The organism is Bacillus sp. UNC437CL72CviS29 (assembly GCF_000482345.1).
In the GTDB taxonomy this organism is placed as follows: domain Bacteria; phylum Bacillota; class Bacilli; order Bacillales; family Bacillaceae_G; genus Bacillus_A; species Bacillus_A arachidis.
The window spans coordinates 13,856-29,630 of sequence record NZ_AXVB01000014.1; the positions used below are offsets into that span (position 1 = coordinate 13,856).

A 15,775-nucleotide genomic window follows, 5' to 3' on the forward strand; every position below is an offset into this window, starting at 1 on the left:
TTTTTCTCCTTTATCTCTATTTTTGAAGAAAATGTTGTATTGCTCGCACTGTTTCTATCATGTGAGAAATAACAGCTATTAAATCATCAACATGGTCTTCTGTAATCGCTTTTTGAAATAGAACTTCTACTTTATTATGATATGAAATCGCTTGCTTATTATATTCGTATGAAATTTGTTGCGTAATCATTCGCTCTTTTCCCCAGATAAATTGTAACAAACTTTCGATTTTTTGGCAGTCTGTTTCTGGGTGCTGCATAGGGAACGTGAAGCGTAGTTTCATTTCACATCCTGGTATAAACTGTGGCACCTCTAATATCTCACCTGATAGGTTCTTCGCATCTACAGACAGTGAAAACGTCGCTTCTACTAGCGGTTCAAACTGTTCAGTTAATTGAAATGAAATATTATATATGCGGCTTAGCGATGCAAGGTCCATCATATCTTTTCGATCAGTTACAAGAATATCACCATGTAAATCAAAATCATAGACAGCTCCTTCAACGATTACTTTTAAGTTGTCAAAAGCAGTTGGATCAAACATAATTTCCTCCAAAAAACAGGCGCCTTTCGATGGAAAGGCGCCACTTGATGTATATATAGTTTACAGATAAACGAGATGAATTACAACCTTTTAGAATAAACCTACTGCTTTTCCATCTTCATTTACGTCCATTTGAAGTGCAGCTGGTTGTTTTGGAAGACCTGGCATTGTTAACATTGTACCAGTTAACGCTACAATAAAGCCTGCACCGATAGATGGTTTCAATTCACGAATTGTAACGATAAAGTCAGATGGTCGTCCTAACTTTGTTGCATCGTCAGAAAGAGAATATTGTGTTTTCGCCATACATACTGGCAAGTTACTCCAACCTTCTCCTGTAAATTGAGCCAATTGCTTACGTGCTTTTGGAGCAAATTCAATATCTTTTGCACCGTATACTTTTTGAGCAATTGTACGAATTTTTTCTTCTAATGGCAATTCTAAATCATAAAGTGGTGCGTATTTATTGTCACCTTTTTCAATTACCTTTAATACTTTCTCAGCAAGGTCCACACCGCCTTGACCACCTTTTTCCCAAACTTCTGTTAAGGAGACTTCGTAGCCACGCTCGTTACACCATTCTTGTAAGTATGTAACTTCTGCATCTGTATCTGTAATGAATTTGTTAATTGCGATTACGAATGGAACACCAAACGCTTGAATTGTTTCAACGTGTTTTTGTAAGTTTTCCATTCCTTTTGCTAGCGCATCTACATTTTCTTCTTTTAACTGATCTTTCGCCACACCGCCGTGCATTTTAAGCGCACGGATTGTTGCAACAATAACGACTGCTTCTGGTTTAATGCCTGCTGCACGCGCTTTAATATCTAAGAATTTCTCAGCACCTAAGTCCGCACCGAAACCAGCTTCTGTAATCACATAATCACCTAATTTTGCTGCCATTGTTGTAGCGATAACACTGTTACAACCGTGAGCGATGTTCGCAAATGGCCCGCCGTGAATAATTGCTGGTGTATTTTCTAATGTTTGTACTAAGTTTGGTTTTAATGCATCTTTTAATAGAAGTGTTAACGCTCCTTCTACGCCTAAATCTTTAACTGTTACAGGCTCATTATCCATATTATAAGCAACTACAATACGAGATAAGCGTGCTTTTAAATCTTGAATATCTGTCGCAAGGCAGAACACTGCCATAATTTCAGATGCTACTGTAATATCAAAACCGTCTTCACGCGGTACACCTTGAACTGGTCCACCAAGACCAATTACTACATTACGCAATGCACGGTCATTTAAATCTACACAACGTTTCCATACAATTTTTCGTGTATCAATCTTAAGTACATTTCCTTGTTGAATATGGTTATCGATAAACGCAGCTAATGCGTTATTTGCAGTTGTAATGGCATGAATATCACCAGTAAAGTGAAGGTTGATATCTTCCATTGGTACAACTTGTGAATAACCTCCACCTGCTGCACCACCCTTTAGTCCCATTGTCGGTCCTAGTGATGGCTCACGAAGTGCAATTACTGCTTTTTTACCAATTTTATTAAATGCTTGACCTAAACCAACTGTTACTGTTGATTTACCTTCTCCTGCTGGAGTCGGGTTAATCGCTGTTACTAAAACAACTTTTCCGTCCTTCTCAGTTTGTAAGCGCTTAAAAATATCAAGAGATAATTTCCCTTTATAATGACCATAAGGCTCTAGTTCTTCTTCTAAAATATTTAACTCAGCTGCAACCTCTTGAATTTTCTTCATACTTGCTTCTTGTGCTATTTCAATATCGGATTTAACTGTTGTAGTAGTTGGCATATTCCCTAGTCCCCCTTTAATTGGTTCTGCCCATATTGTATCAGTTTTTTGTATTTTCTGCACTTATTTACCTCCTAATTTTTTCTCATTTCTTTAAGCATTATTTTTTCAACATAAATACCCACAAAAATGTTAGAGCTTGCTGCAGTTCTACTGATAATTGTCCAAGCATTTTTTCGTTTACCCCTCGTTTATATACACCTATACCATCTACTATTTGAAATCCTTGCTCCTCAGCAAGCTTTTCAAATTCCCAAGGCATCATTGTATTACAAACAACATCTTTTCCATATAAACGAGGATAGCTATTTTCACGTGGTTTTGCTGTTGGTCCTAAAATTGCAATACACGCATATCCATCAGGTCTCAAAACACGTTTTATCTCATCTAACGCCTGTAAGGGCTGCTCTGTCCATTCTAACGAGTTCACCGCTAATATCGCTGGAAATTGTTCAGTCTCAAAGGGCAATGAAGAAAGATCTCCTTTCACAAATGACAAATTCGGCCCTTCTCCGCGTTCCTTTCCTTTTTGAATCATTTGCTCAGATAAATCTATACCGCACGCTTTATATCCTGCTAGACTTAATTTATATGTACCATACCCATCACCGCAGCCAACATCTAGAACTGCCACACCATTTTCTACATACTTTTCAAAAAATGGGATGATCGTACTTCGACTTCCATAATCCCACATCTCTTGACTATTTTGATTCCAAGATTCCGCATTATCGTCCCACTTTTTTTCTGCGGATTTATGCCAATTAAACTTTGTCATGTTTCCCCCTACTTTCACTTGTTTTCACTCATTCCATTCTACATCATTTTCCAATATTCCTGTTTATTCTTGCGGAGAGATGGATAAGATAGCAACAGACTTATGCATTCTCCAAATTTTGTATTACTTGGATATAACTCATACTCATGTTCTCGTCTATTTGAAAAATAATAAAGATACACCCAATTGAAAGAGAGGGATGTACATGCCAAAAAAACGAACACATCATTTTAAAAGTGGTGAAAAAAACGAAGAATATGCAGCTGAAATCTCACCAGGGCATCTTCCAATTCGACATAGACGCAAAGAAATTGCACATGAAATAGAAGGTACAAATACTGGTACAGTTATCGGTTATGTAGCACTATTTCTTTCTTTATTCTCAATTGCTTTTTATCCAGTTACCCTTGGTTCTCTTTCCATTTTAATTGGCCTATTAGCCGTTAATTTTGGAGCAAAAACACTTGGATATACAGCCATTGGATTTGGTAGTTTTTCTGTTTTATTTACGTTATTGTATCCACTTGCTTTATCAGCATTATAAAACACACCAAGTATTACTTGGTGTGTTCACTCGTGATACAACATAATATGTCCACATGCGCAGCAATGCTTTGCTGTAATTTCTTGAAACACTGGATAGTTTTCTTCATCCCTATGTTCAATGAATACCTTTTCAAAACGATACATGTTTTGGGCGTATGCCCAGTCTTGTTTCGTACGTGCATATAATGTAGATGAAAAGAACTCTTCTCCACCACAAACTACACATATTTTTTTCATTCTCATCCCCCCTACGCTTGTCTTACTTCATTTATATGAACATACGCATAAAAAAAAGACCTTCTATCATTAGAAAGTCTCTTCCGTAACAAAAAGAAATGTATTAAACATACCTATTCCGCTATACTCTTTCTTTTTACCAGCTTCTGTTTCAAAAGTTTGTTTCACTGTTATAAAAAATACACCGTTTCGTGTATCTGTGCTTACAAACTTCATTTTTTGTTCTTTCTTGCCTACATTTTGGGTGCATTCAAAGCTACCTTGATTACAAATCAATGCATACTTATCCTCTAAATAAGACCTGAAATCAGATTCTTTCGGACAAGTTAAAAGTAGTACTGCAACAAGAATAATGCTGACAATACCTACCGCTGTATAATATTTCTTCATTGTTTCTCCTTTCAAAAAACAAGAAAACTTGACCTAAATTGCCAAGTTCTCTTAGTCCACAACCCATTGCCACTCTTGTTCTTTCTTATCAAAAATAAGCCAGCCAGTTTCGGTTGCATCTTCTTTTAATTCCTCTATGTTATCTAGTACTTCATCCGTACTTTCATACGAACCAACTACATACACAGGAATCTCTAAGCCTCTTCTTGACTCAATTTTCCCCGCTAAATCAATGTACAGTCCGTCTTCCATTAAGGGAACAAGCCCAAGAATAACTTCTTTTGAAATTGCTGGGAATATTTTCGATTTTTGAAAGAAAGAAAATCGTTTTTTTCCAAATGAACCGAGTTTGTACGGAATTACTTTGCTAAGCATTCCTACAAAATCAGCAATTCTACGGTAATACACTTTGTTGTACCAACCATCATCATGTGAAAAATAGACAAATCTATTTTTCAAAAGTGGGAAAAACGCTCTCCCAAGTGGTTCTTTTTTGTGAGCCAAATATAACAATTCTGCAATTTCCTTTGGCTCCAATTCATCTAAATCACTTGCATCATCAAAGTCCACCCAACAGAACTCATCAAATTCATCAATCTCTGCTTTCATTAATTTATGTATGTTCTCTTCTTCGACATATTCGAATAAAGTATGATAGTGAAAATCAGTCCACTCAAAATTATGTTTTAAAAGCAACACTTGATGAAGCGGTGAAGGGATATTACTTGCAAACTCTTCAAATGTAATTCCAGATGTAATAAAACAATGACCCCGACGATTACCATTAATATATATCATATTCTTTACTTGGTCAGATCCTCCAGACAAAGCACCTAGCCACCTTCGTTTTAAATGTTTCAATTCTATAGCATATTTTAACATGAAAAATTTTAGAAACATAGAAAAAACTTCAAAAACTATTTACAATTTCATTAGTTTTATTACATACTGATTACAAGAAAAAAAGCCTATTGAAAAATAGGCTTTTTTACGCGATTTCGTCCGGATTTTGCGGATGATGATTTTCAGTATGCTTTTCATTCTTTTGAAATATGGATTGAATCTTATCAATCGTTTGTGGCGCTAACTCAATCATTTTTTCAGCTAGATGTGTAGCATTTTGTAAGTGAAGAATATTCACGCCATCTTTATTCACTACAAGAAAAGCTACCGGGGTAATGGAAACACCACCCGCACTTCCACCGCCGAATGCTGGATTACCTTGTGCTCTTTGACCATCATTTGTTTGAAAATCCGATCCCCCTGCTCCAAATCCAAACGCTACTTTGGAAACAGTTAACACTACACCGCCGTCAGCCGTCTGAACAGGCTCTCCAACAATCGTATTAACATCGACCATTTCCTTTAAATTTTCCATTGTTGCTTTCATTAATCCTTGAATTGGATGATCCACCGTTCATAACCTCCTTTGTCATATCTTTCCTAGTTTTTCCTAAACTTTGTGAACTAAACATAAAATTTTATATTGATTTCAAAAACAATAGGTTTAAATATTCAGAAAAAATAGAACAAAGAAGAGATTATGATGATACGAAAATTAACAAAGCGTGATCATGAACAAGTGCTTACCTTTTTAGCATATCACGCAAGGAGGAAATTTCTAAATCCTTTTCACCTAATATCTTTTTCGGTTGATCATTTTCCGCCTCTAGTTGTTTGACCTCAGCCGGTGAAACCGCTTCATGACGCCCAGCTACTTGTCAATCATGATCTTGAAAAGCTTTTACCCATTTGTGTACTAAGTTTGGACTGAAATCATGCCTTCTAGCTACTAATGCTTTATTTCCAGTTTCTATTACTTCTTGTACCACTTCTTGTTTAAATTCAATAGAATGTTTTCTTCTTTGCATAATAAATACCCCCTTAATTGGCTACCTCGAGTATAAAACAACCACTCTTAGTAAGATTCCAAGTTCATTAGGGGGCTAAAGAGATACTTGCTATACTTCCTTTTCATTTGCCTTTTAAATCACCTTTTCACCCTCCTATTATTTTCTCATCCTATTTCTACAATTGGCATTCGGATATTATTTTCTAGATTCTCAGACTCAATTACAATCGCCATAAGTCCCGTTTCTGAACTCGTTTCATGGAATTCCCCTTTATTCCAGAAGACAGCTTGACCGGGTTGCACTTTCTTTTTCATTTTATCTGCGCCACAGACAAGTCCTTCCCCTTGCACAATAAGAAGCAGCTGGGGAACAACTGCTTCATGATATCCAATTATTCCTTTTGGTTGTAAATGCATACAACCAATATGTACCTCTCCCTCATGTTTTACTATATTTGACATAATAAAATTAGAATGAAACACTGCTATGTGATTCCCTACCTTTTCACTGAAATCGAATATCTTCATCTTATCTCCTCCTAAATCATCCCCTACACATGTAACACCATTCTTACCGTTTGCATCATGTGTCCCTCAAAGTCTTCTTCAAATTGCTCTAAAGCTGCAAAGCCCTTTGCTTCATAAAACCGTTTCCCTTTTTCATTTGCTGCTTCTACATGAATATAAATCTTTCTAACCCCTTCTAAATAGGTAATACCTCTTTGTAATAAAGCTGTCCCAATTCCTTTTCCTTGATGCTCCGGCAATAAATAAATAGCCCCTAATTCTGCTTCATTTTGATATTTTATAGGTGAAAAGTTAGCAAATCCAACAACTTGATCATCCACTTCTACTACGAATAAGTGTGAATGTTCCAAACGTCGTTTCATCATTTCAAATGAATATGCTTGTCCTAAGAATTTATCTTGAATCTCTTGTGGAATAAGTCCTCTATATGTAGCATGCCAAGCCACTTTCGCCACTTCTTGTACAGCAATAATATCTCGTGCATTCATATCTCTAATTACATACGTCATATTAATGTCCCCATTTTTTTTAAGTTGCAGTGTGCTAGCACACTATAAGAAATTGGATTGTTATTTTCATAGTTCACTTTAATTAACTTTAAACCTTCTATAATTGCCTTTTGTGTACTAAAATTCTTATATACAAAATCCATTACACAAACGAATTGCTCTCGCTCTAAACGATTTGCAATCGTACAATTTGGCACCCACTTCTCTGGTACATAATACGACTGCGGGTAATCATGAAAGTCCATAAAATGATTATGAAACAATTGATGTAACTCTAGTAACCTTCTCGTTATCGTTGGTGCCAAAAAGATGGTTCCATTTGTAGGGAAAGTACCCACAGAAGAAAATTCAACTGGAAAGCACCCTATATCCTCTGTAAACTCTTCTAATTTCTCTCCATACGCTTTCAAATCCAAAGTATGATAATCAGCCAATGTAATATGAGGCTCTAGGTCTTTATTATGTACAATGTCCGTTAGCCCTTCTCTAATCACTTTCATATCCTTCAAAAACTCCTCATCAAATGTAGCAATAACGGCGTACATCTTTCTTCACTCCTTTGTTTCTCTTAACTCTTCCCACTCTTCTCGAATCATTCCCATTCGAATAGAATCATAATATATTCCATTATAGTAACGACATTTTCGCATTCTACCTTCTAATTTCATACCGATTTTTTCTGCGACTTTCATCATTCTTTCATTTCCAGACCAGGTTGTTAGTCCCACCCTACCAATCTCCATGTTTTCAAATAGCAAATCCCTATATAATCGCAAGGCTTCTGTTCCATAACCACCATTCCAATACGCTGGGTCATAAATCGTAATCCCTATTTCTAACCAGCGTGACGCCTTATATTCCCAATAGAAGCCAACTATCCCAATTATTTTGTTATCCGTTTCAATAATAAATTGCGACAGAGGCTCCTCTTTTAGCTTAGACTGTAAACTTTCCATATACACCGGATATTTCTGAATAGAAAACGGAAAGTATGGTGCATCCCACTTTTTCCACTCAGGGTTTTCTTCCTTATATATTTGTGAATATAAAGAATGTATATCTTTCTCTTCTATTTTTCTTACGATCACTTTTTTACCTTGTAAATATATATGTTCCATACTTTCCTCCCATACTATTAAATAGAATATTAGAATTTAACATACTACTAATATTATATTTATTTTTTAGAAAAATCAAACAATAACGATAACTTTGTTGTATAATATTGTAAAAAGATGTCGGAGGGATTTAATGTTACATAAAATATCTCAATTCACAATAAAACTTTCATCGATTGTTTTATCACTCTTACTATTGTTAAATTTACCTTATTTATTTGTTACTCAAGGCGGATTCACCTTTCAGCCGCTTCAATTTTTCAAACAGATTTTTACTATGTTACAAGAAGTTTTATCACCGGAATCCCTTATCGTTCTATCATCAGAAGCGAAGTTCGGCAATCTAAAAAAAACTCCGTTGTTTCCAACCGTATTAGAACCTTATATATATTCATTTACTGTTTTGTTCACAGCTTTTGTTCTTGCACTCTTTCTTTCATCTAGCATGGCATTTTTTTATTTTTTAGCAAAAGATTCTATCAAAAGGTGGATAAATCGACTTGTTTTTATATTAGAGGCTGTCCCTGACATGATGATGATGATTTGCTTACAAATGTTTTTCATTTGGTTTCTTAGGAAGTTCGGGGAATCTCCAGTCACAATTATTTCTTTTAATGAAAATCGAGCTTATTTACTTCCAATTTTATCTTTAGCGGTTTTACCTACATTACAAATGTTTCGGATGATGATTTTATATATAAAAGAAGAACATGGAAAACAATATGTAGAGGTTGCATATGGAAAAGGTCTTTCATCAAGTTATATACTATGTATCCACTTATTTAAAAATATATCTATTCACTTCTTCCACCATTTAAAAACAATTTTTGTTTTCTTACTTTCTAACTTGTTCATTTTAGAATTTATTTTTAATATGAAGGGCATTATTCAATTTTTATTTAGCAAGGCGTTTGTTTCACCTTCTGCTACATTTATCATACTTATCATGATTATTTTACCGTTTTATATTATCTTTCAAATAATCTCTTTAATGATGAATAGGTGGCAAAAACAAATAAAAGGAGAAACTCTATGAAATCTATTTGGAAATCAAAACGTTTTTTAGTCGGATTCATTTATCTTTTTGCATTAGTTACAGCTAGCTGTATTTATAGTTTGTTCTTTAAAGATAGTATACCAGAGGCACCTCTGTTGCTTTATAATGACAAGAATGAGTTACTTGGAAAGGCACCCTTTTCACCATCTTTAATGCCACCTTTTGGCTCTGACCGTTTTGGAGAATCGATCTTCTTACAAATTTTAGACGGAGCTAAATTTACAATTTTATTTGCTGTTGCAATTAGTTTATTACGTATTTTATTTGGGACATGTTTAGGTATCCTATTAAGCTTATACGCAGCAAAATGTAAAAGATTTTTCCAGGCATGTTCAGAGGTATTTTATTATATCCCAACTGTATTTATCGCATTTATGCTCATTACACCGGTTAATATTGAAATCACATCAAATGCAGATCGACTAAGTCCAAATATCCCATTTGCACTTTATCAAGCTATCATACTCATTTTTATTGCTCTCCCTACAATTTCTTTTTATATTTCATCAGAAGTTGATGAGTTTATGAAACAAGATTATATATTGAGCTCACAATTAATGGGGGCAAGCCGTTTTCATATTATTAAAAAACACTTGCGTGTCTTATTATTAGACCGAGCATTTGTTTTATTTATGGAGCATATTGTCCAAACACTCATACTTATGATCCATCTAGCATTACTTAACATTATAATCGGTGGGATACAACTGAAAGAAATGGACCAAGGTGAGTTCAAACCTGTTTCACTCTCGAATGATTGGGCAGGCCTTATTGGATTAAATCGTTATGAAATGAGTCTTTCATTATGGATTATCTTTTATACACTCATCACATTCTTTATTACTATACTTTTCATTAAACTTATGACTATTGGAATTCAAGATGCCCTAAAAACAAGGAGTTCGCAAGTAATAATAGTACAACCTGTTCAAGATCAAAAAATATATGTGAAAAATAAAGATTCTTTTTCATTTGCTTCTTTAGAGAAAAGAAAACGGTCTTCATTACATTTGTAAAAAATGATTGAACTTATACAAAAGAAAAACTATTTGTTAATCTATACTTTTTATATTAATGCAAATTCGCTCCCAAAGCCAACAACATAGAAAATAGGGGGATAAGTTCCCCCTATTTTCTCTCATTAGCTAACTGTCTTAATCTTTTTCTCACTTAACCTAAGTAAAATCCCTTTCTCTATCCAGCCTTCCACACCATCTTTTTTTATTAAATCATATCCCGTACAGCTATCATCAATAAGTGAAACAATATCACCTTTCCTTACACTTATTTGCGCACAAGAAATATCGGTTTTAACAGTATAATTACCTGCTTCATCTTGCTTTATATATTCATTTTTAACATATAATCGTTTATTTGTTTCTATTTGTTTGCATACTGTAAAATCATCATTTCCTTCAACTGGTACGATATGATAATACGGATACATGACTCCACCTTGCATCATTGGTTCCGCATTAAAATCCGCTAAAATTTCATATTGTGAAAAATGATCTACATATGTAGATGAAAACACATCTCTAGAAATTGATCTATGAATGATAAATGCATTTAATTGTCCCGCTTCTTTAATAGTATTCCCGCCATCAATCGCAATTATTTTTTTATTTTCATCGATAACTGGATTATTAGATGGTGCCTCTTCAGAATAATTAACAACAGGCCAATGTCCAACTATTGCATACTTATTTGCGCGATGTGACTTAGTAAAAAACTCCGGCATTGCAAACGCATTTTTCCGTTCGGTCTTCTTCCAATCTTCTATATCCTCAAGCCCTGCATGCACAAAAATATAGTCCTCTGTTTCAATAGCAGTTGGTAATTCCGTGAGCCAATTAATCTCTTTTGAAAAACAGCTCATTAATATATCTTTTACCTCACCAATATCCGTCTCTTCATTAATATGAAAATCTAATTGGGAAAGCCATTCATTAAAGATAGAATACTTTCTCGTACATAAATAGTTTATTAACCCGGGATTTTTATTTAAAAGAGCCTCAACTAAAGCTTCACAATTCCCCTCAACAACATGTACCTTTTGATTCTGTGCTGAAAGTTCCATGACATAGTTTACAACACCATTACTATTTCTTCCTTTTTCACAAAGATCACCATTAATTATTAAATAATCTTCTGCACTAAAATTAACTTTGCTTAATAGTTTTTTAAAAAGCTCTAGCTCTCCATGAATATCAGAAATAACAATAACTCTTCCGTCGTTTGGAATTGATATTTTTTTTATTTTATCCAATATAGACGCCCCTTTTTTCATTTACAGCTTTCTACATATTTAAATGTTTTTTCATCATTTCATAAAAACAATTCGACAAAATACCCTATTACACCTTTTTTTCACTTATTTCTGTTATAACAAAAAAATAGCAGATTCTATATCCTATCACATTTAGAATCTACTATTTTTCTTCACTATTGTAGCTCTTTACAAAAAGCATAACTTACCTTATCATATCCTTCTCTTTCATAAAATCTATGTGCATTAATTCTTGGAAACGCTGACGTCAAAACAACCGAACTACATTCCTTTTCTGCTCCCCACTCCTCTATATATGATAATAATGCTTTACCATATCCTTTGGAGCGATGAGCCTCTGCCGTTACAAGATCATATACAAAAACATGTTTCTTATTATAAAAATTCGTACATATCGCTACCCCAGCAAGGCTCACCACCTCATTTTCTTCATTATACAAAGAAAATAATTGATAACGTTCCTCTTTCATCTGATGAAATAAAAATTGCACTTCCTCTTTTGTAAGTGCAGTTCGTAATTGTTGTAAAACGGGTAATACTCCTTCTAATTGCTCCTTTGTTTTTATTTCCTTAACATTCATCAGTAATCTCCCCCTAACTATTTATAAAATTTTCTAAATGTTATATCATTACTATAAATAGAAACTGCCCTTTCCTTAAGTGGCAGTTTAATTCTTTTTTATAAGGACAGTTTTAAGGGAGGGCGTATACAATGGATTTAATTATTCCTCTACAATTAGAAAGTCAAACACCTATCTATATACAAATTTACAACTACATAAAACAAGAAATCTTAAAGGGAACACTACCTGCTGGAACACGTCTCCCTTCTCATCGAAATTTAGCATTACAACTTGGTGTCAGCCGTATTACAGTCGAATCAGCTTATCAGCAGTTATCCGCGGAAGGTTATGTGGAAAGCAAACCAAAGCGTGGTATATTTGTAACGGAAGTAGATGTGGATGTTATACCGAATAAACACCAAGCTCCATCTACCCCTTACGAATCTCAAAAAACAAAAACAGAACCGCTCTATTTTGATTGTAGCCAAGGAAATATCGATCAAACAGCCTTTCCACTCTCAAATTGGAAAAGAGCACTACATGAAAGCTTACTCCAATATGAAAATGACTTATTTACAAAAGAAGACCCACAAGGAGAACTTATACTTCGCACTCACATTGCAAAGTATTTGTATCATGCTCGCGGGGTTCATTGCACACCTAATCAAATTATTATTGGTGCCGGTACACAGCCCCTTCTTTGGTTACTCTTACAATTGCTTGGAATGCAAAAATCATACGCCATAGAAAACCCTGGGTTTCATCGCATAAAAACCATTATCCAAAGCTGCGGACTTCCTATTCATCCTGTTCCATTAGATGAAAAAGGAATGAACATTTCATCTCTCAGTAATTGCGATGCAAATGTTGCTTATGTTACGCCTTCTCATCAATTTCCATATGGCATGATTATGCCATTATCAAGGCGACTTGAATTATTAAAATGGGCCAATGATCGATCTGGTTATATTATTGAAGACGATTATGATGGGGAATTTCGCTACGTTGGAAAACCGATTCCCTCCTTGCAAGGACTTGATACAAATGAACGTGTTATTTACATGGGGACTTTTTCAAAATCATTTTTACCTTCCTTAAGAATGGGCTATATCGTTCTTCCTAATCACCTTTTGGAAGTCTATACAAACTTAGGTGGCATTTTCAAACAAACTGTATCTAAAATACAACAGCTTGCTTTTGCTAACTTCATTCAAAAAGGAGATTGGGATCGACACTTAAATCGCGTTCGTACATTATATAAGAAAAAACATCATACATTAGTCAAATCAATTTCGATCCAAATGGGTACTAATGTTGATATCCTTGGAGATCAATCTGGACTTCACATTGTACTACATGTTCATAACGGCATGAATGAACAAGAACTTATTCAATCAGCTGCTGAAAAACATGTAAAACTTTACCCTCTATCCATCTACGATTCAGTAAATAATTTACTAAAAGAAGCTTATGTATTACTAGGTTTTGGTGGGATACCGATTAATACAATCGAAACCGTTGTAACATTACTAAAAGAAGCTTGGTTTGCTAAAAAAAGCGGTCCCTTGCAAAAATAATTGCAAGGAGCCGTTTTTCTCACATCTGATCATTTGATGCTCGCACTGAACACGATGACATTCCTGGACGTTTCACACCAGTTGTTTCTTTTGAATAAGAAGCTTCAATGATGCACTTGAATCTACAGAGAGGACGAGATCTTCCATCTTTGGATAAATAAAACGTTGTGTAATACAGTAGATGCTTCTCTGGTGTTCTCCTAAAAAAACACCTTCTCCATGTAGATACGTAACAAAAAGTTCTAACTCCTTCGTAACAATATAGAGAATTGCGGGTAAAAACATCGCTTGCTCAATTGAAAATAAAAAAGGACTGAAGCTTAGCGATTCAGCCCTTTTCTCAATTATTTTTTTCTTAATATATTCACAACAGCAGTCATTTCATCATTTTCTTTATATACGCGCGGGATTCTTCGGTCTAGCATACAAGTCACTTCATAGTTAATTGTCCCAAGCATATCTGCGATTTCTTCTACTGGAATTTCTTCCTCACCTTGTTTACCATAGAAAACTACTTCATCCCCTACTTGTACAGGCATTGCTTTTGTAACATCTAACATTAACTGGTCCATACAAACTCGCCCAAGAACTGGTACACGAATTCCGTTAATTAACGCATGCCCTTTATTTGATAGCTGACGATTATATCCATCTGCATAACCAATCGGAACAGTCGCAATCCATTCTTCACCAGTTGCTACATACGTATTCCCATAACTTACACCACGATTTTTTTGTGCGTGCTTAATATGTGCTACTTTCGATTTTAATGACAATACCGGCTGCAATGAAACAACGGTATGATCCACTTCTTGTGAAGGATACATGCCGTAAATCCCAATCCCAACACGAACCAAGTTTTGAAATGTGTTGCTTAGCTCCATTGATCCAGCACTGTTTGAACTGTGAATATACGGAAGGTGAATCCCTATTTCCTTCGCTGTATTGACAGCTTTCTCAAATAAATTCGTTTGCATATTTGTATATGTTTTATCAATTTCATCAGCTGTAGAGTAATGTGTAAACATACCTTCTACTTCTACATGCTTCATTTTTTTTAGTTCTTCCAAAAATGGCGAAACTTCTTCTTCTTGCAAACCAATACGACTCATTCCTGTATCAATTTTCACTTGAACACGTGCTTTCTTTTCTAACTGCTGCGCTACTTTATCAATACCTTTTAAGTCTTCTATTCTATATACTGTCATCATGATATCATATTCAATAGCATCTATTGCCGCTTCTACTGGTGTATAACCCAAAATTAATATCGGCTCAGAAATTCCCGCCTCGCGCAGTTCAATTCCTTCATCTACAAATGCAACAGCAAGTTGATTCACTCCTGCCTCAATTGCTGCTTTTGCGACTTCAACCGCCCCGTGTCCATATGCATTCGCTTTTACAGCTGCCATCATTGCAATATTTTTATCGTTTACACGTTTTTTAAATTCTCTCACATTATGTTTTACAGCATCTAAGTTCACTTCAACAATTGTATCTCTTCCATATCTCAAACTCATCGGTCTAAACTCCTAACTCAATAATTGCTTTCCATTCTATTTCTCGTTTAATATGACCTTTTACAATATAATACTTTTCAATTTTCTAGTCAAACTACTAGAATTTTCGGAATTTTAAGTATTGTATAATGCTCCTAAGACACTATTATATACGGATATGGGGAGAATTACAATATTTGTTCAAGCAGCGTTGCATCATCTATTCACCTTCTCTGTATCCCAATAATATTTACTAAATGCTTCCGTTAAGACATTGATTGTAGTATATAACTCTTCCAAAGTATTAATTACAAATGTATATGAGAAAATAAAAAATAACACTTTCTTTCCGTGTATATGAGCAGCATATTTTTTAATGTATCACCATCTTTATATACGAATATACACAAGCCTTATGTAATATAACTCTTACTTCGTTTAGCGTAGGAAGTCTTCTCAGTTAGAATGATAAAAAAAGAGAAATGGTAGCCCATTTCTCCTTTTCGTT

Annotated in this window: 19 protein-coding genes and 1 pseudogene; 4 read left to right on the plus strand and 16 right to left on the minus strand. The window is 34.7% G+C overall.

Features of this window, described 5'->3' with window-relative positions; translation table 11 throughout:
• Positions 1-16: 16 nt before the first annotated feature.
• The 3 genes from M014_RS0113360 to M014_RS0113370 form a co-directional block, all read right to left on the minus strand.
• Positions 17-544 (minus strand): hypothetical protein, encoded by a 528-nt coding sequence (locus tag M014_RS0113360; RefSeq protein ID WP_026592192.1) that lies wholly within the window; start codon positions 542-544, stop codon positions 17-19.
• 90 nt (positions 545-634) lie between these two features.
• Complete coding sequence (locus M014_RS0113365; RefSeq protein ID WP_026592193.1) at positions 635-2,323, minus strand: formate--tetrahydrofolate ligase; 1,689 nt, start codon at positions 2,321-2,323, stop codon at positions 635-637.
• Between the two features lie 100 nt (positions 2,324-2,423).
• Positions 2,424-3,101, minus strand: coding sequence for a class I SAM-dependent methyltransferase (locus tag M014_RS0113370; RefSeq protein WP_026592194.1), 678 nt, complete (start codon positions 3,099-3,101; stop codon positions 2,424-2,426).
• A gap of 205 nt (positions 3,102-3,306) precedes the next feature.
• Between M014_RS0113370 and M014_RS0113375 the strand changes: the two genes are divergently transcribed.
• Positions 3,307-3,645 (plus strand): hypothetical protein, encoded by a 339-nt coding sequence (locus M014_RS0113375; RefSeq protein ID WP_026592195.1) that lies wholly within the window; start codon positions 3,307-3,309, stop codon positions 3,643-3,645.
• A 26-nt stretch (positions 3,646-3,671) separates the two neighbouring features.
• Here the strand turns inward: M014_RS0113375 and M014_RS0113380 are convergent, their stop codons facing one another.
• The 9 genes from M014_RS0113380 to M014_RS0113420 all read right to left on the minus strand — a co-directional run bounded on the left by M014_RS0113380 (position 3,672) and on the right by M014_RS0113420 (position 8,281).
• On the minus strand, positions 3,672-3,884 hold the full coding sequence (locus M014_RS0113380; RefSeq protein WP_026592196.1) for a hypothetical protein: 213 nt from the start codon (positions 3,882-3,884) through the stop codon (positions 3,672-3,674).
• A 69-nt stretch (positions 3,885-3,953) separates the two neighbouring features.
• Complete coding sequence (locus M014_RS0113385) at positions 3,954-4,274, minus strand: hypothetical protein (RefSeq protein WP_026592197.1); 321 nt, start codon at positions 4,272-4,274, stop codon at positions 3,954-3,956.
• A gap of 51 nt (positions 4,275-4,325) precedes the next feature.
• A complete protein-coding gene (locus M014_RS0113390) occupies positions 4,326-5,102 on the minus strand; it encodes a hypothetical protein (protein WP_026592198.1) in 777 nt (258 codons plus the stop codon).
• Positions 5,103-5,262: 160 nt separating this feature from the next.
• Positions 5,263-5,688: a GerW family sporulation protein gene (gene ytfJ / locus M014_RS0113395; RefSeq protein ID WP_026592199.1), complete on the minus strand. Its 426-nt coding sequence runs from the start codon at positions 5,686-5,688 to the stop codon at positions 5,263-5,265.
• A gap of 307 nt (positions 5,689-5,995) precedes the next feature.
• Positions 5,996-6,145 carry a transposase gene (locus tag M014_RS29190; RefSeq protein WP_098302587.1) on the minus strand — a complete coding sequence of 50 codons (150 nt, stop codon included), beginning with the start codon at positions 6,143-6,145 and terminating at the stop codon, positions 5,996-5,998.
• 146 nt (positions 6,146-6,291) lie between these two features.
• Positions 6,292-6,654: a cupin gene (locus M014_RS0113405; RefSeq protein ID WP_026592200.1), complete on the minus strand. Its 363-nt coding sequence runs from the start codon at positions 6,652-6,654 to the stop codon at positions 6,292-6,294.
• 23 nt (positions 6,655-6,677) lie between these two features.
• The gene (locus M014_RS0113410; protein ID WP_026592201.1) at positions 6,678-7,163 is read right to left on the minus strand and encodes a GNAT family N-acetyltransferase; all 486 of its coding nucleotides are present in this window, start codon (positions 7,161-7,163) and stop codon (positions 6,678-6,680) included.
• Positions 7,160-7,708, minus strand: a complete 549-nt coding sequence (locus M014_RS0113415; protein ID WP_026592202.1) for a 2'-5' RNA ligase family protein — start codon at positions 7,706-7,708, stop codon at positions 7,160-7,162. Before M014_RS0113415 ends, M014_RS0113410 begins: the two co-directional genes overlap by 4 nt.
• 6 nt (positions 7,709-7,714) lie before the next feature.
• Positions 7,715-8,281, minus strand: a complete 567-nt coding sequence (locus M014_RS0113420) for a GNAT family N-acetyltransferase (RefSeq protein WP_026592203.1) — start codon at positions 8,279-8,281, stop codon at positions 7,715-7,717.
• 133 nt (positions 8,282-8,414) lie between these two features.
• Here M014_RS0113420 and M014_RS0113425 point away from each other — a divergent pair, with 133 nt between their 5' ends.
• Both M014_RS0113425 and M014_RS0113430 read left to right on the plus strand, forming a co-directional pair.
• Positions 8,415-9,317 (plus strand): ABC transporter permease subunit, encoded by a 903-nt coding sequence (locus M014_RS0113425; protein WP_026592204.1) that lies wholly within the window; start codon positions 8,415-8,417, stop codon positions 9,315-9,317.
• Positions 9,314-10,354, plus strand: coding sequence for an ABC transporter permease (locus M014_RS0113430; RefSeq protein WP_026592205.1), 1,041 nt, complete (start codon positions 9,314-9,316; stop codon positions 10,352-10,354). Before M014_RS0113425 ends, M014_RS0113430 begins: the two co-directional genes overlap by 4 nt.
• 125 nt (positions 10,355-10,479) lie before the next feature.
• Here M014_RS0113430 and M014_RS0113435 read toward each other — a convergent pair whose 3' ends face one another.
• Together M014_RS0113435 and M014_RS0113440 are read right to left on the minus strand one after the other, a co-directional pair.
• Positions 10,480-11,607 (minus strand): metallophosphoesterase, encoded by a 1,128-nt coding sequence (locus M014_RS0113435; RefSeq protein ID WP_026592206.1) that lies wholly within the window; start codon positions 11,605-11,607, stop codon positions 10,480-10,482.
• A gap of 176 nt (positions 11,608-11,783) precedes the next feature.
• Positions 11,784-12,209 (minus strand): GNAT family N-acetyltransferase, encoded by a 426-nt coding sequence (locus M014_RS0113440; RefSeq protein ID WP_026592207.1) that lies wholly within the window; start codon positions 12,207-12,209, stop codon positions 11,784-11,786.
• A 131-nt stretch (positions 12,210-12,340) separates the two neighbouring features.
• On the opposite strand from M014_RS0113440, the gene pdxR reads away from it, so the two are divergent.
• Complete coding sequence (gene pdxR / locus M014_RS0113445; protein ID WP_026592208.1) at positions 12,341-13,768, plus strand: MocR-like pyridoxine biosynthesis transcription factor PdxR; 1,428 nt, start codon at positions 12,341-12,343, stop codon at positions 13,766-13,768.
• A 19-nt stretch (positions 13,769-13,787) separates the two neighbouring features.
• Here the strand turns inward: pdxR and M014_RS26900 are convergent.
• Together M014_RS26900 and alr are read right to left on the minus strand one after the other, a co-directional pair.
• A pseudogene (locus M014_RS26900) lies at positions 13,788-14,086 on the minus strand (DUF2179 domain-containing protein); the annotation flags it as partial.
• A 26-nt stretch (positions 14,087-14,112) separates the two neighbouring features.
• The gene (gene alr / locus M014_RS0113455) at positions 14,113-15,288 is read right to left on the minus strand and encodes an alanine racemase (RefSeq protein ID WP_026592210.1); all 1,176 of its coding nucleotides are present in this window, start codon (positions 15,286-15,288) and stop codon (positions 14,113-14,115) included.
• Positions 15,289-15,775 lie beyond the last annotated feature (487 nt).

Bases quoted from the DNA above. Each gene is read 5' to 3' on its own strand.
- M014_RS0113365 (WP_026592193.1), bottom strand. From the start codon at position 2,323: ATGCCAACTACTACAACAGTTAAATCCGATATTGAAATAGCACAAGAA.
- M014_RS0113425 (WP_026592204.1), top strand. From the start codon at position 8,415: ATGTTACATAAAATATCTCAATTCACAATAAAACTTTCATCGATTGTT.
- M014_RS0113385 (WP_026592197.1), bottom strand. From the start codon at position 4,274: ATGAAGAAATATTATACAGCGGTAGGTATTGTCAGCATTATTCTTGTT.
- M014_RS0113380 (WP_026592196.1), bottom strand. From the start codon at position 3,884: ATGAAAAAAATATGTGTAGTTTGTGGTGGAGAAGAGTTCTTTTCATCT.
- M014_RS0113430 (WP_026592205.1), top strand. From the start codon at position 9,314: ATGAAATCTATTTGGAAATCAAAACGTTTTTTAGTCGGATTCATTTAT.
- M014_RS29190 (WP_098302587.1), bottom strand. From the start codon at position 6,145: ATGCAAAGAAGAAAACATTCTATTGAATTTAAACAAGAAGTGGTACAA.
- M014_RS0113440 (WP_026592207.1), bottom strand. From the start codon at position 12,209: ATGAATGTTAAGGAAATAAAAACAAAGGAGCAATTAGAAGGAGTATTA.
- alr (WP_026592210.1), bottom strand. From the start codon at position 15,288: ATGAGTTTGAGATATGGAAGAGATACAATTGTTGAAGTGAACTTAGAT.
- M014_RS0113415 (WP_026592202.1), bottom strand. From the start codon at position 7,708: ATGTACGCCGTTATTGCTACATTTGATGAGGAGTTTTTGAAGGATATG.
- M014_RS0113370 (WP_026592194.1), bottom strand. From the start codon at position 3,101: ATGACAAAGTTTAATTGGCATAAATCCGCAGAAAAAAAGTGGGACGAT.
- M014_RS0113375 (WP_026592195.1), top strand. From the start codon at position 3,307: ATGCCAAAAAAACGAACACATCATTTTAAAAGTGGTGAAAAAAACGAA.
- pdxR (WP_026592208.1), top strand. From the start codon at position 12,341: ATGGATTTAATTATTCCTCTACAATTAGAAAGTCAAACACCTATCTAT.
- M014_RS0113420 (WP_026592203.1), bottom strand. From the start codon at position 8,281: ATGGAACATATATATTTACAAGGTAAAAAAGTGATCGTAAGAAAAATA.
- M014_RS0113360 (WP_026592192.1), bottom strand. From the start codon at position 544: ATGTTTGATCCAACTGCTTTTGACAACTTAAAAGTAATCGTTGAAGGA.
- M014_RS0113405 (WP_026592200.1), bottom strand. From the start codon at position 6,654: ATGAAGATATTCGATTTCAGTGAAAAGGTAGGGAATCACATAGCAGTG.
- M014_RS0113410 (WP_026592201.1), bottom strand. From the start codon at position 7,163: ATGACGTATGTAATTAGAGATATGAATGCACGAGATATTATTGCTGTA.